Origin of the sequence: Sphingobacterium bambusae (genome assembly GCF_033955345.1) — a bacterium.
GTDB lineage: Bacteria > Bacteroidota > Bacteroidia > Sphingobacteriales > Sphingobacteriaceae > Sphingobacterium > Sphingobacterium bambusae.
Map to the genome: position 1 here is coordinate 589,647 of NZ_CP138332.1, position 13,693 is coordinate 603,339.

11 protein-coding genes are annotated in these 13,693 nt (G+C 46.8%); 6 read left to right on the forward strand and 5 right to left on the reverse strand.

The features are described 5' to 3' along the window. Nucleotides 1–25 precede the first annotated feature (25 nt). Nucleotides 26–1,495, forward strand: a complete 1,470-nt coding sequence (locus tag SCB77_RS02600; RefSeq protein ID WP_320184867.1) for a glycoside hydrolase family 130 protein — start codon at nt 26–28, stop codon at nt 1,493–1,495. Between the two features lie 169 nt (nt 1,496–1,664). Then, complete coding sequence (locus tag SCB77_RS02605; RefSeq protein WP_320184868.1) at nt 1,665–2,276, forward strand: sugar O-acetyltransferase; 612 nt, start codon at nt 1,665–1,667, stop codon at nt 2,274–2,276. Between the two features lie 95 nt (nt 2,277–2,371). Here the strand turns inward: SCB77_RS02605 and SCB77_RS02610 are convergent, their stop codons facing one another. From SCB77_RS02610 to SCB77_RS02625, 4 genes are all read right to left on the reverse strand, one after another. Continuing rightward, nucleotides 2,372–3,193 carry an alpha/beta hydrolase gene (locus SCB77_RS02610; protein WP_320184869.1) on the reverse strand — a complete coding sequence of 274 codons (822 nt, stop codon included), beginning with the start codon at nt 3,191–3,193 and terminating at the stop codon, nt 2,372–2,374. 58 nt (nt 3,194–3,251) lie between these two features. After that, on the reverse strand, nt 3,252–4,898 hold the full coding sequence (locus SCB77_RS02615; protein WP_320184870.1) for an ABC1 kinase family protein: 1,647 nt from the start codon (nt 4,896–4,898) through the stop codon (nt 3,252–3,254). 12 nt (nt 4,899–4,910) lie between these two features. Then, nucleotides 4,911–5,573: a hypothetical protein gene (locus tag SCB77_RS02620; RefSeq protein WP_320184871.1), complete on the reverse strand. Its 663-nt coding sequence runs from the start codon at nt 5,571–5,573 to the stop codon at nt 4,911–4,913. Nucleotides 5,574–5,639: 66 nt separating this feature from the next. Then, the gene (locus SCB77_RS02625; protein WP_320184872.1) at nt 5,640–6,251 is read right to left on the reverse strand and encodes a WbqC family protein; all 612 of its coding nucleotides are present in this window, start codon (nt 6,249–6,251) and stop codon (nt 5,640–5,642) included. A gap of 76 nt (nt 6,252–6,327) precedes the next feature. Here SCB77_RS02625 and SCB77_RS02630 point away from each other — a divergent pair, with 76 nt between their 5' ends. From SCB77_RS02630 to dapA, 4 genes are all read left to right on the forward strand, one after another. Further along, nucleotides 6,328–7,194, forward strand: a complete 867-nt coding sequence (locus SCB77_RS02630; RefSeq protein WP_320184873.1) for a lysophospholipid acyltransferase family protein — start codon at nt 6,328–6,330, stop codon at nt 7,192–7,194. Then, complete coding sequence (locus tag SCB77_RS02635) at nt 7,191–8,222, forward strand: glycosyltransferase family 2 protein (RefSeq protein WP_320184874.1); 1,032 nt, start codon at nt 7,191–7,193, stop codon at nt 8,220–8,222. The genes SCB77_RS02630 and SCB77_RS02635 overlap by 4 nt, the downstream gene beginning before the upstream one ends. A gap of 122 nt (nt 8,223–8,344) precedes the next feature. Beyond that, nucleotides 8,345–10,363, forward strand: a complete 2,019-nt coding sequence (ligA, locus tag SCB77_RS02640) for an NAD-dependent DNA ligase LigA (protein ID WP_320184875.1) — start codon at nt 8,345–8,347, stop codon at nt 10,361–10,363. 19 nt (nt 10,364–10,382) lie between these two features. Then, nucleotides 10,383–11,258 (forward strand): 4-hydroxy-tetrahydrodipicolinate synthase, encoded by an 876-nt coding sequence (gene dapA, locus SCB77_RS02645; protein WP_320184876.1) that lies wholly within the window; start codon nt 10,383–10,385, stop codon nt 11,256–11,258. A gap of 115 nt (nt 11,259–11,373) precedes the next feature. Here the strand turns inward: dapA and SCB77_RS02650 are convergent, their stop codons facing one another. Further along, nucleotides 11,374–13,656, reverse strand: a complete 2,283-nt coding sequence (locus tag SCB77_RS02650) for an aconitate hydratase (RefSeq protein WP_320184877.1) — start codon at nt 13,654–13,656, stop codon at nt 11,374–11,376. Nucleotides 13,657–13,693: the final 37 nt, after the last annotated feature.

Below are 13,693 nucleotides of genomic sequence, written 5' to 3' on the forward strand. Positions count from 1 at the left end.
ACATTTATATATACTAAACACACACATGTCTATACACGTAGAGCGCAAGCCAATTATATTCAGTCCAGATTCCAAAAGAGTGCTAGCACGTTTCTTTCAGCTCAGCGAAGAGCGGTCATTAAAAATCATCAAGCGCATACTTGGGCTATCTCGAACAAAGCAGAACGAACTTTTCAATCAAATTTTACGCGATTTTTCCAAGCGGCACCGGAGCGTAGTTTCCATTTTGGAAAAAAACTATAAGCGAGTATCCCCCCTTATCAAAAAAATAAGTATTGAGGAACAAGACATTACCTACAAAGAGCATCTAATAATCGGCGCATACTTCACCATGGAGTATTCCATTGAGGCTGCTGCTTTTTTCAACCCTTCTATTGTCGAAGATGTGGATCAATCGCAGTTGCGTGATGGGGAGAAGCGAATCATCCTGAGTTTCCGTGCTACCGGCGAAGGGCATGTTTCGTCGATCGTATTCCGATCTGGCATCATCGATAAAAACCTCGACATTCAACTGGATGAAGTCGGACGACTGTTGGAGAAACCAAAGCAGGTAAAAAATCACCAATATGAAAAAGTTGATTTTATAACGAAGCTATCGGCTTTGCATGCACCGGAAGAGGAAATGCTGGCCATCATCGAGCGTAAACTACCCGAATTATTTACTTATGAAGAGCTGCGCAAGTTTGTAAATGAAATAAAGGACGAAAATACGTTGAGTTTAGACAGCGACACCTTAAGCAATCAAATGCAATGGTTGGCATCATCGCATTACGAAATGACCTACTCGCTCGATACGGCCATATCCGAACGAGTGATATTTCCCATTGCCGATACCGAAATACGGGGCATTGAAGATGCGCGTTTTGTAAAATTTGCCGACGAGAAAGGGAAAATCACCTATTATGCTACCTATACCGCCTACGACGGTTTTTCCATTCTTCCCAAATTGCTATCTACCAAAGATTTTATCCATTTCAAGGTGCAACCTATAAATGGTAAGATTGCCAACAAGGGAGCGGCGCTATTTCCACGGAAAATAAATGGCCGATACGCCATGCTGTGCCGTGTAGATGGCGAAAACAATTACATTTCGTTTTCGGACAATATCACCAATTGGCATGAAGATATCATCTTGTTGAGTGAGCCCGAAGAACCATGGGAATTTATTCAGCTGGGCAATTGTGGGTCGCCCATTGAAACCGAAAGAGGTTGGCTAGTCATCACACACTGTGTGGGGCCTATGCGGAAGTACACCATTGGAGCCACGTTACTTGATTTGCATGATCCCACAAAAATCATCGGCCGGTTGAAGGACCCCATTTTATCGCCCAATGCGGAGGAAAGAGAGGGCTATGTTCCCAATGTTGTTTATTCCTGCGGACAAATGATCCATAACGGCCACCTCATTATACCTTATGCGATGTCGGATTATGCATCCACTTATGCCACCGTCAATTTGGAATTCCTGCTAAACGCCCTATGCGAAACCGCATAGCTACGCAGCGCTAAGATCAATGTATACCGCTGTTCGTGCAGCTTACCTTATTGAAAGCTATCCTCGTTAGGGCGTTTGTCCTAACGAGGATAGCTTTTTTTGTGCCTTTGTTTTTTGAAAAGTGGTTGCCGTTTTTTTTCCGTATCTTAAGTTCTCAAATCGTAAAAAAATGAAATCATCCAAAGAGAAAATGATTGCCGGAGAAATCTATCAGGCTATGGGGAGGGAACTGTTTGACGAAAGGCAACATGCCAAAGAGCAGCTCTATGTTTTCAACAACTTAGCGCCCTCTAAAATAAAGGCAAGAAACCAAATCTTAAAAAAGCTCTTCGGCGAAACGACCAACCTATTTTTTATAGAGCCTCCATTTCGCTGTGATTACGGCTACAACATCTTTTTGGGAGACAACTTCTATGCAAACTTTAACCTCACCATCTTGGACTGTGCACCTGTTACCATTGGCGCCAATGTGATGATCGGCCCCAATGTATCGCTTTTCACGGCCGGACATCCGGTACATCCCGAGCCACGTGTGGCAGGCTGGGAGTTTGCAAAACCCATCAACATAGAAGATAATGTTTGGATTGGCGGACATACCGTTGTCAACCCGGGAGTGCGTATTGGAAAGAATTCGGTGATCGGCGCTGGATCCGTCGTGACAAAAGATATTCCGGAAAACGTCATTGCAGTAGGCAACCCCTGCCGCGTTCTCCGCGTAATAACGGATCGCGACAAACAGTATTATTATAAAGACGAGCAGATTCCGAATTTAGAAGAATAAGCCTATTACATAGCAAAGGGTTGCATTAAAAAATGCAACCCTTTGCTATGTAAGTCGAACTGTTAACGGCTCGAAAAAAGTCTTTCAACGAGCTGTTAAGCCGCATTTTTTTGCTTCAAAATACGCTTCACCTCATCGAGCAATACCGGCAACCCCGGGTAAACCATATCATGCCCATAGCCATCAAATTCCAGCAACTTTACATCCGTATGTCCAACAATAGTTAACATTCTTTTGAGGTAGGCATTTTCTTCATAGCGACCAAGCATCTCTTTTTCGCGATCACCGGTCAACAGTACAATCGGCGCGGCATCCTTTCTCACCCAAAACAGTGGTGCCCATGCATCGATGGTTGGCTGCTTCTCATCAATCCCCTGCTCCTTGCGTGCCGTAAAGTGCGTCACCGTTTGCCCGCTAAACGGAATAATACCTATCAGCTGATCCGCATCCATCCCTTCCTCTTTTAAATAACGCTTATTAAGGCCCAGCATCAAGGCGAGATAACCACCTGCAGAATGACCAGATAAGAAGATCTTATTGCTATCGCCATTGTATTTTTCGGCGTGCTTCAACACAAAGGAAACCGACTTCGCCGCATCTTGAATAATATCCTCCACCTTTACCTGCGGCGCAAAGCGATAGCCCACACCCACAATTACATAGCCCTTCGCTTTCAGGAATGCAGGAATTTCTTTCTGCCCGCCCGTTAGTCCGCCGCCATGATACCAAATGATGATTGGTTTCTTTTCGCCAGCAACCGGATAATGTATATCGAGTTTGCATTGTGTACGCTGGTAATCAGAAGCCGGCTTGTCCACATAGCTTAAGTTTTCGACCGTTTTGTATGCTTGAGCATCCTGACTGCGCGCGTTGAAGAATGTGCTTAGGGAAATAAAAAATAATAATACTGTTCTCATAATACGATGTTTGCCCCTCAAAGTACCAAAAAAAGATACAGCATGCAAACGGTCGCTATTATTTGCTTCTAATAAGATAGATTAAAAGAATGCCGGAGAGGATAAAGCTGACCGTAAAGCCCAGCCAAGAGAGGATGGGCATTCCCCAAATCAAGTATCCTACACGGCCATGCGCCAAGATACTTGCCCCCACCCCAAAGGTCATCGCCAAAATGGAAAGTAAGAATTTATTGCCGATACGATGAAAGACCAGCTGCATACGGTCAAAATCTTGAATCTTATGGTTCATCGTCAGCTTATCCGACTTGGCTTTCTCCAGCAAGGTAATCAGATCTTCCGGCACCTCGGTCAGCACATCTTTCATGAACTTCGCCTTATCGAGCAGTTGCTTTTTGATGTATTCGGCCGACATTTTTTGTTGGGCAATTTTCTTGGCAAAGGGCTTGATACTTTCGGGGACATTCAGTTCGGCGTGCAACTGCCGACCAGTACCTTCCAAAATGGAAACCCCGCGCAACAGCAAATACACGAAATCGGGCAGCAAGATGCTGTTATATTGCAAAATCTTATTGAGTTTGAAGAGCATCACCGAGATATCGATATCATCCAGTGCATTCTCTTCGATCATTTGGAAAACCTCATAGGCATCACGCTCCAGCTGCCGTTCGTCTTCGATATCATGGACCACCGCCAGCTTTTTGATATTACGGATAAGATCCTTGGCATCATTCATTAAAAAGTTGATGACCATGGCCTCAATCATATCGCGATCCCGCGGAATCATAAAGCCCATCGACCCAAAGTCGATAAACACAATCTGTCCCCTCTTGTTCACCAACACATTGCCGGGATGTGGATCCGCGTGAAAAAAGCCATGCTGCAACACCTGCTCCAAATAAAGATCCAAGCAATTTTGCAATACGGCTTGCGGCTGTAGACCATGATCTGCTAACAGCTCCTTATTATTGATCTTGAAGCCTTCTACAAATTCCATGCACAGGATTTCATCGTTAGAATACGCTCTGTAGATCTTGGGCACATAAACCAAGCTGTTTCCTCGAAAATTGCGGCGAAAACGTTCGATGTTATTCAGCTCATTGGTGAAAGAAAGCTCGCCGACTAAGGAATTGGCAAACGACTGGACAATTTCGTACAGATTGATCTTCTGGATAATTTCGTACTTGCTACGGAGCAACTTTACCAAGTCTAAGATAAAGTCGAGGTCGGCATGCACAATTTGATTTATCTGGCTTCGTTTCACCTTGAATATTACCGCGTTCCCATCTTTCAGCGTAGCGCGATAAACCTGCGCGATGGATGCCGCCGCGATAGGTTCTTCCTCTATCGATGCGAAGTGTTCGTTTACGTCAATACCCAATGAAATCGCCAGCTTCTCCTGCAGATTCATCGGCTCGGGCGGGACTTCATCCTGCAGCTTCACCAGCTCCTGCCGCAGATCATCAGGAATAATATCCGCTCGGTTGCTCAGCAGCTGTCCTAATTTGATAAATGTCGGCCCAAGTTCTTCTATAGCCAGTCGCACACGAATATTAAAATCCTCTTCAAAGATGCGCTTGGTATGCGTGTTCCAAAGCAATATACTATCGGGAATCAAGCGATCGATATTGGACCGAGAAATCACTTCATCGAAACCATGCTTGGACAAAACGCGAAGAATCTGCCCTACCCTTCTAATTTTATGCATGCCATACATAGGCTAATCGATATAGTTATCCAAGCCTATGGCATGGCTCACCTTGGTACTTAAGCTCGTAATGTCCGACTTAAGCCCCACCATCAAGGTCAGGAACTGAACTGAATTTCCCTCTATGCGCCTAAAATGTTGAAGATAGCCCAATTCAGCCCCCAAGAAGAACCCTGGGAATTTATAGTCGGCCCCAACGCCCATTTTCCCGGCTAGGGAGATCGAATATTTGCTATCCATTTTTAACACCTGCCCCACCAGCTCACCCCGCGGTTCGCTCACCAATCCTACAGCTGGCCCCAAGTAAACAAAGGTGTTCAATCGCTTAAATTGACGACGGCGGCCTGCCGCCATACTCAACATATAAAAGTTGGCGCGCCCGTTCTCCACCATATGGTTGTAGTCGGGGTCGGGAAGTTGCTGGTTGTAACCATAGGTCAATAGGTACAAGGTAGGCGTCAAAAAATAACGGGGATCCTTCAAAGAAATATCTAATCCCATACTGCCCGAAAACAGCTTTGTCGTAAAGGCTTCGTTCGTCTTTCCGACAGGGAAAGAAAGCCCTGTACCTCCTAAATAATAAATTTTATGATAATGAATTGTATCCCGCTCTTCCTGTGCAAATCCCGCATAAACGCATAGGGATAGCAACAGCATTGTAATCAGCTTTTTCATGCAACCAACAGTATTGTTATCCTTTAACAATAAACTGGTACAAAAGTTTTCGGGAAGGGATAGGGTCTAGAGGAAATTCTTGCTCTGCGGTCCTTGGTTAAACAAGAGATCCACCGCGCTCAGATCCGACAGAAAACCATGACGCTCTTCAAACACTTGGTAATAGGCAGGCTGCGCGGGCCAATAATTGCCTTGCTTAGGGTGTATCGCCTGTCTTAAGTCCACATCCGCTTCAGCAGCAGCATAAGCTTCCGTGAAGCTGATCGTCTTGTTGAACTTCAGGCATTTTAAGAGCAGCTCCAGCTGAGCAACGTTAAAATCCAGTAAAAAAGCATGTTCCCGATTATAAAACTGGCGAAAATCATCTTCATAGTACTCGAAGTAGGCCGAACTGCGATAGGCCGTCTGCAGACTGAGCCAGTGCAGTCTTTGCCAATCGTGCTCATAGTTGATTCGGATATCCTTCACCGCTACGCGTTCCTTCCTTCCGTGAACAATTGGCACAATAAGATCCAGCACGCCGTTTGCCGTCGCGATCTTCGCCCGCGTACGGTAGCTCTGCTTCGCGTAATGCTCATACTTCTCCAACAGCAAGGTTTCACTAGGATGCTGTTTGATGGCATGAAAGTAAGATACCGGTGGCAAGTAAAAAGCAGGCAAGAGCAAGGGTGAATTCATCGATTTTAACTATTTTAGGCAAAAGTAAACTTATTTAGGGATATTTGCAGGGAATTCAAGGAATTTGACCGTCTTCATGAGAAAAAAAAGCATCGCAGCATTACTTTATATTACGTCTTTATTACCGTTTTGGCTGTTGTACAGGCTGTCCGATCTCTTGTATTACCTGCTTTTCTATGTTATGCGCTACCGCAAGGAAGTGGTCTTTGAAAATCTCGAAAATGCTTTCCCCGAGAAGTCAGCAGCGGAGCGAAAAACCATTGCCAAGAAATTTTACCGCTTCCTACCCGACTTGGTCGTCGAGGCGGTGAAGATGCGCAGCATGAGCAAAAAGGAGGTCGAGAAACGTATTGAGCTGCTCAACCCCGAAGAAGTTTATCAATATTTCGATCAAGGCAAGGGCGTTATTGGTGTCACCGCGCATTACGGTAATTGGGAACTGGGCATCTATCGGCTGTCATTGATGACCAATTTCCCGAGGCTCATCATCTACAAACCCCTGAACAATAACGACTTTAACGAAGTATACAATGCTTTACGTTGTCGCTTTGGTGCTACGATGGTGCCCATGAAACAGATCCTGCGGCATATTGTCCAACTTCGGAACCAGCCCCATATCAGCATGTTTGTTGCCGATCAAACACCTACTTATCAAGATTCGGACTACTATATGGATTTTCTGAAGCAAGAGACCTTGGTGTATACGGGAACCGAGCGCATCGCTAGGCTGACGAAAAACCCTATCGTCTATTGCCACATCGGGCGCAAGAAAAAAAGAGGCCATTACTATTGTCAATTCACGAGCTTGGTAACCGATCCGGATGCTTACGCGCCGCATGAAATTACCGAGATCCATAATCGTTTTACCGAAGCGATGATCAATAAGGAACCTGCCTATTGGCTTTGGTCGCACAGACGTTGGAAAAGAAAACGCAGATCATGAAACAGTACCCACGCGTAGCCGTCGTTATCCTCAATTGGAACGGACGATTTTTTTTAGAGAAATTTTTACCTTCTGTCTATAACAGCAGCTATCCCAACACAGAATTTGTCTTGGGCGACAATGCGTCTACCGACGACTCCATAAGCTTCGTCGAAGACAATTACCCCAGCATACGCGTGATCAGGAATACCGAGAACCTGGGCTTTGCCGGCGGATACAATGCCATCTTGGAGCAGGTCGAAGCCGATTACTATGTGTTACTGAATTCCGACGTGGAAGTCACCGAATCTTGGATCGAGCCGGTCATCGATTACTTGGAGAGCCATCCGCAGGTTGCAGCAGCACAGCCCAAGATCAAGGCCTACCATGCTAAAGCCCAATTCGAGCATGCCGGTGCGGCAGGTGGCTATCTGGATGGCTTCGGCTATCCCTTTTGCCGGGGTCGGCTATTTGATGTTGTGGAAGAAGACCAAGGGCAGTATGACGATAATCGGGAAGTCTTTTGGGCTTCCGGTGCAGCGCTTTTTATCCGTTCTGCCGTTTGGAAAGAAGCCGCAGGCTTTGATGCCGATTTCTTTGCGCACATGGAAGAAATAGACCTCTGTTGGCGTTTGAAGCGCATGGGTTATGGCGTTGCCTATGTGGGCGCGGCTACGGTATATCATGTAGGGGGCGGTACCTTAAGCACCAGCAACCCGAAGAAAACGTACCTCAATTTCAGGAACAACCTCGTGATGCTGCAAAAAAACCTCCCGTTTTTTCAAGCCTGCTGGATCATCTTCTTGCGGATGTGGTTAGATCTATTGGCCTTGTTCAAATTTTTGGCCGATGGAAAACCACGTGATGCCTGGGCGGTGAGCCGGTCGCATCAGCACTTCTTTCTCTACTTCTTCCGCAACGCCCGAAAAAGACGAGCTTACGCATCCCCGGAAAATAAAAAAGGCCGCTACAGCAAAAGCATTATTTGGGCTTTCTACATGAATAAAATACGAAATTTCCGCGAATTAGAAGGTGATAATTTTAAATAACAGCAGCGCAGTCGAATAAAGCATACATTCGCAAATAAATAGATGGCTACGCCGCAGCTGCAGCACCAGAAAAACAGGGTTCATAGTTTATTTACAGCCTATTTTTACTAAATTTGCTGACTATGTTAGCAGATATTCAGGAAAGAATCGCCCAACTTACGCAGGAGCTAAACGACTACAACTACCAGTATTACGTTTTGGCAAACTCCCTTATTTCAGACTACGATTTCGATCTGAAACTAAAGGAATTGGAAGCCTTGGAGCTTGAATATCCGCAATTTAGAGACCCCAACTCACCTACGCAAAAGGTGGGAGGCGACATTACCCAAAAGTTTAACACCATTCCGCATCGTTGGCCCATGCTATCTTTGGGCAACACCTACAATGAGCAGGAGCTCCGTGATTTTGACGAGCGCGTGCGCAAGGTTGTGGGCGATCAGGTGCAGTATGTATGTGAACTTAAATTCGATGGCTTATCCATCTCGTTAACCTACGAAGACGGGAAGTTGGCGCAGGCCGTTACCCGTGGCGATGGTGTGCAGGGCGATGAGGTGACCAACAATGTCAAAACCATACGCAGCGTGCCGCATCATCTCAAAAAAGGAGATTACCCTTCCCTATTCGAGATACGCGGTGAAATATTTATGCACCGTGCCGCTTTCGAGCGCCTGAACAAACAGCGTGAAGATGCTGGCGTGCAGACCTACGCCAATCCGAGGAATTTTGCTTCGGGCACCATCAAATTGCAAGACCCAAAGGAAGTTGCTAAAAGACCCTTAGATTGCTTTCTATACTTTTTGTATGCCGATAACAGAAACAGGTTGTTTGACAGCCACTGGGACAGTATACAAGCGGTAAAGAGCTGGGGCTTCCAAATATGTGAACATACACGCCTGTGCCATTCCATCAATGATATAATTTCCTTTATCAACCATTGGGATGAAGCGCGACATCAGCTATCATACGATATCGATGGTATCGTGATTAAAGTAAACGACTACGCGCAACAGGAAGAGCTGGGCTTTACAGCCAAGTCACCCCGTTGGGCCATATCTTATAAATATAAGGCCGAGCGGGTGGAAACCGAGCTGGAGCGCATCACCTATCAGGTAGGTCGCACCGGCGCCGTGACGCCTGTTGCCAATCTAAAGCCCGTTGTGCTGGCCGGTACCACCGTCAAACGCGCCTCGCTGCACAATGCCAACGAAATTGCGCGATTGGATCTGCATGAAGGCGATACTGTCTATGTAGAAAAAGGCGGCGAAATTATTCCCAAGATTATTGGTGTGAATGGAGAGAAACGTGCTGTAGGAACAGCGCCCATCGTTTACCCAAGCGTATGCCCCGAGTGCGGAACGGCACTCGTTCGCCAAGAAGGCGAAGCCGTGCACTATTGCCCGAATGAAGATGGATGTAGACCGCAGATCGTTGGAAAGCTACAGCACTTCATCGGTCGCAAAATGATGGATATCCAAGGCATGGGTGACGAAACCATGGAAACCTTCTACAAGCTAGGTCTCCTGCGTAAAATAGCCGACATCTATTCCTTGAAAGATCATCAAGAAGAACTCAAAGGCTTGGCACGCTTCGGCGCCAAGTCCATCGATAATATGTTGGCCGGCATTGAACAATCCAAATCCAAGCCTTTTGAGAAGGTGCTTTTTGCGTTGGGCATCCGCCATGTCGGGGAAACCATTGCTAAAAAGTTAGCGCAGCACTTCAAGACTATCGACCAAATTATCGCTGCAAGCGCCGAAGAGATGGCCGCCGTGCAAGATATTGGAGGCCGCATAGCCGACAGTGTGTACAGCTACCTGCACGACCCGCAACACCTGTTGGAAATCGGACGGTTAAAGGAAGCAGGCCTTCAATTTGAAATCGAAGAGCAGGAAGTTATCCTTGCCGGCGACAGCCTCAGTGGCAAGACCTTTTTGATCTCCGGCGTATTCGCCGACTTCTCGCGGGAAGAGCTGGCACAGCTGATCGAATCGCATGGTGGGAAAATGGTTTCCAGCATATCTGCGAAACTAAACTACCTTGTCGCAGGCGACAAGATGGGGCCCTCCAAGCTGGCGAAGGCCGAGAAACTGCAGGTGCCGATCATTTCGGATCAGGATATTTTGAACATGATTAATCCATAATAAATTTATATTACACACAATGAATGAGCTTCAAGGAGCAGGTGTAGCTTTGGTTACTCCTTTTAACGCAGATGGATCGATTGACTTTGAGTCGTTGGGCAGACTGATCGACTTTCAAATCGACGAAGGTATGAATTACTTGGTATCCTTGGGTACCACTGGTGAAACAGCAACCTTAACTGCAGAGGAACGAAAGCAAGTTTGGGCATATACCTCGGAACGTGTTAACGGTCGCGTACCATTGGTCGCAGGATTGGGGGGAAATAATACGAGTGAAATTGTCAAACAGGTTGCATCCTTTGATTTTTCAGGCTATTGTGCCTTGCTTTCGGTGTCGCCTTACTACAATAAGCCAACGCAGGAAGGCATCTACCAGCACTACAAAGCTATTGCTGAGGTGGCCAAGCTTCCTGTCATCCTATACAATGTGCCCGGCAGAACGGGCAGCAATATGTCGCCTGCCACAACCATTCGCTTAGCGCAGGATTTCAAACATATTGTAGCGACGAAAGAAGCGTCTGGAAGCTTTGCGCAGTTTAGCGAAATCATGCGCGATAAGCCCGCCGATTTTCTATTGATCTCCGGCGATGATCCGGTTACGTTACCCATGATGGCCTTGGGTGCCGTTGGCATCATCTCGGTTATCGGCAATGCCTTTCCAAAGGAAGTTGCTACCTTGGCCAGCCTATGTGCAGCCGGGAACTATGCGGAGGCACGCGAGATACACAACAGCTTGCTGAAACTCACCGAGCTTTGCTTCGTGGAAAGCAACCCTTGTGGCGTGAAGTATATTATGAAGCAATTGGGCATCATTGCTACCGATCAAGTACGCCTGCCGCTCGTGCCTGTTAGTGCGTCGTTGCAAGCTACCATTGATCAGGAATTGGCCAAATAGTGCGATGACAATGATCAGGTCTTATACAATGGGTTGCTTGCGCAACCCATTTTTTAGGACATAAAAAATCCCCTGTTGAAGAAACAGGGGATTTTTTAATGATCAGATAACCCGTTTACTTATTTTCTTGCTTTGCTGCTTGGTTCTTGCGGATGATATTTAAAGCACCACCAGCTTTGAACCATTCGATTTGCTGCGCATTATAGGTATGGTTAGCCGAGATCTCATCTTGCGAACCATCCGCATGGTGAAATACTAAGGTCAACGGCTTGCCAGGCGCAAACTCCGTCAAGCCCAAGATATCCACCGTATCGTCTTCTTGAATCTTATCGTAATCGTCTTTATTCGCAAAGGTCAAGCCCAACATCCCTTGTTTTTTCAAGTTCGTTTCGTGAATACGGGCAAATGATTTCACCAATACCGCACGAACACCAAGATGACGAGGCTCCATGGCTGCGTGTTCGCGTGAAGAGCCTTCACCATAGTTTTCATCACCAACCACAATTGATCCGATTCCTTCTGCTTTGTAGGCACGTTGCGTTGCAGGAACTGCCGCATATTCGCCCGTCAACTGGTTTTTCACAGAATCCGTCTGATCGTTGAAATAATTTACTGCACCGATCAGCATGTTGTTCGAGATGTTATCCAAGTGGCCGCGGTATTTCAACCAAGGACCAGCCATGGAGATATGATCCGTGGTACATTTCCCTTTCGCCTTGATCAATAATTTCAAACCTTTAAGATCCGTACCTTCCCAAGCCGCGAAAGGCTCCAACAACTGCAAACGATCCGACGTTGGCGACACTTCCACCTCTACTGTAGAGCCATCCGCTGCCGGTTCCTGATAGCCCGCATCTTCCACATCAAAGCCTTTGCTTGGCAATTCATCACCCGTTGGCGGATCTAGCTTCACCTCTTCGCCATCGCGATTGGTTAAGGTATCCGTTACCGGGTTAAAGCCCAAGTCGCCCGAAATAGCAATTGCAGCCACCATCTCCGGAGAGGTCACGAAAGCATAAGTATTCGGGTTACCGTCGGCACGTTTCGCAAAATTACGATTGAACGAGTGCACAATGGTGTTTTTCTCTTGCTTATCCGCACCCGCGCGATCCCACATACCAATACAAGGACCACAAGCATTGGTAAAGATCGTCGCACTAAGCTCTTCAAAAGTCTTCAGTAAACCATCGCGATCCGCCGTGTAGCGCACCTGCTCCGATCCCGGATTGATACCAAACTCGGCCTTGGTCACTAAGCCCTTGTCTATCGCCTGCTGCGCAATGGAAGCGGCACGCGCCAAATCCTCGTAAGAAGAGTTGGTACAGGAACCAATCAAGCCCCATTCTACCGTAGTAGGCCAACCATTCTTATCTGCCTCTTCGCGCATACGCGAAACCGGCGTATATAAATCTGGCGTGAACGGACCATTCAACGAAGGTTCCAATTCAGACAGGTTGATTTCAATAAGCTGATCGAAATATTGTTCTGGATCGGCATAAACTTCCGGATCGGCTGTCAAATGGGCTTTCACCGCGTTTGCTGCGTCAGCCACCTCCGCACGGTCGGTTGCACGCAAGTAGCGCTCCATCGACTCATCGTAACCGAAGGTAGAAGTCGTTGCACCGATTTCTGCCCCCATATTACAGATGGTACCTTTACCCGTACAAGACAAGGATTCAGCACCTTCGCCAAAATATTCAACGATTGCACCGGTACCACCTTTTACGGTCAGGATACCCGCTACCTTCAAGATCACATCTTTCGGGGAAGACCAACCGCTCAATTTACCGGTCAACTTCACGCCGATCAGTTTCGGGAACTTAAGCTCCCAAGGAAGACCCGCCATCACGTCACAAGCATCAGCGCCACCGACACCGATAGCCACCATACCCAATCCGCCAGCGTTCACCGTATGGGAGTCCGTACCGATCATCATCCCTCCAGGGAATGCATAATTTTCCAATACCACTTGGTGAATAATACCAGCACCCGGTTTCCAAAAACCGATGCCATATTTATTTGATACAGAAGATAAGAAATTGAATACCTCTGAGCTTTCGTTTTTTGCACGCGTTAAATCCTGCGCAGCCCCATCCCTAGCCTGGATCAAGTGATCACAGTGCACCGTAGAAGGAACCGCCACCTGAGGACGTCCAGCCTGCATAAATTGCAACAAGGCCATCTGCGCCGTTGCATCCTGCATAGCTACACGATCCGGTGCAAAGTCCACATAAGAATTTCCACGTTCGTAAGCTTCCGTAGCGTTGCCATCCCAAAGATGCGCATACAAAATTTTCTCCGATAAGGTTAAAGGCTTGTTTACAACCTCACGAGCAGCGCTGATGCGCTCCTCGTATTGGCTGTAGACCTTTTTTATCATGTCTATATCAAATGCCATATCTCTTAAATTATATTATCTGTTCAGCACTATTTAC

Excerpts from the sequence above, each read along its gene's own strand:
- SCB77_RS02600 (WP_320184867.1), top strand. The coding sequence starts at position 26 with ATGTCTATACACGTAGAGCGCAAGCCAATTATATTCAGTCCAGATTCC.
- SCB77_RS02605 (WP_320184868.1), top strand. The coding sequence starts at position 1,665 with ATGAAATCATCCAAAGAGAAAATGATTGCCGGAGAAATCTATCAGGCT.
- SCB77_RS02610 (WP_320184869.1), bottom strand. The coding sequence starts at position 3,193 with ATGAGAACAGTATTATTATTTTTTATTTCCCTAAGCACATTCTTCAAC.
- SCB77_RS02615 (WP_320184870.1), bottom strand. The coding sequence starts at position 4,898 with ATGCATAAAATTAGAAGGGTAGGGCAGATTCTTCGCGTTTTGTCCAAG.
- SCB77_RS02620 (WP_320184871.1), bottom strand. The coding sequence starts at position 5,573 with ATGAAAAAGCTGATTACAATGCTGTTGCTATCCCTATGCGTTTATGCG.
- SCB77_RS02625 (WP_320184872.1), bottom strand. The coding sequence starts at position 6,251 with ATGAATTCACCCTTGCTCTTGCCTGCTTTTTACTTGCCACCGGTATCT.
- SCB77_RS02630 (WP_320184873.1), top strand. The coding sequence starts at position 6,328 with ATGAGAAAAAAAAGCATCGCAGCATTACTTTATATTACGTCTTTATTA.
- SCB77_RS02635 (WP_320184874.1), top strand. The coding sequence starts at position 7,191 with ATGAAACAGTACCCACGCGTAGCCGTCGTTATCCTCAATTGGAACGGA.
- ligA (WP_320184875.1), top strand. The coding sequence starts at position 8,345 with ATGTTAGCAGATATTCAGGAAAGAATCGCCCAACTTACGCAGGAGCTA.
- dapA (WP_320184876.1), top strand. The coding sequence starts at position 10,383 with ATGAATGAGCTTCAAGGAGCAGGTGTAGCTTTGGTTACTCCTTTTAAC.
- SCB77_RS02650 (WP_320184877.1), bottom strand. The coding sequence starts at position 13,656 with ATGGCATTTGATATAGACATGATAAAAAAGGTCTACAGCCAATACGAG.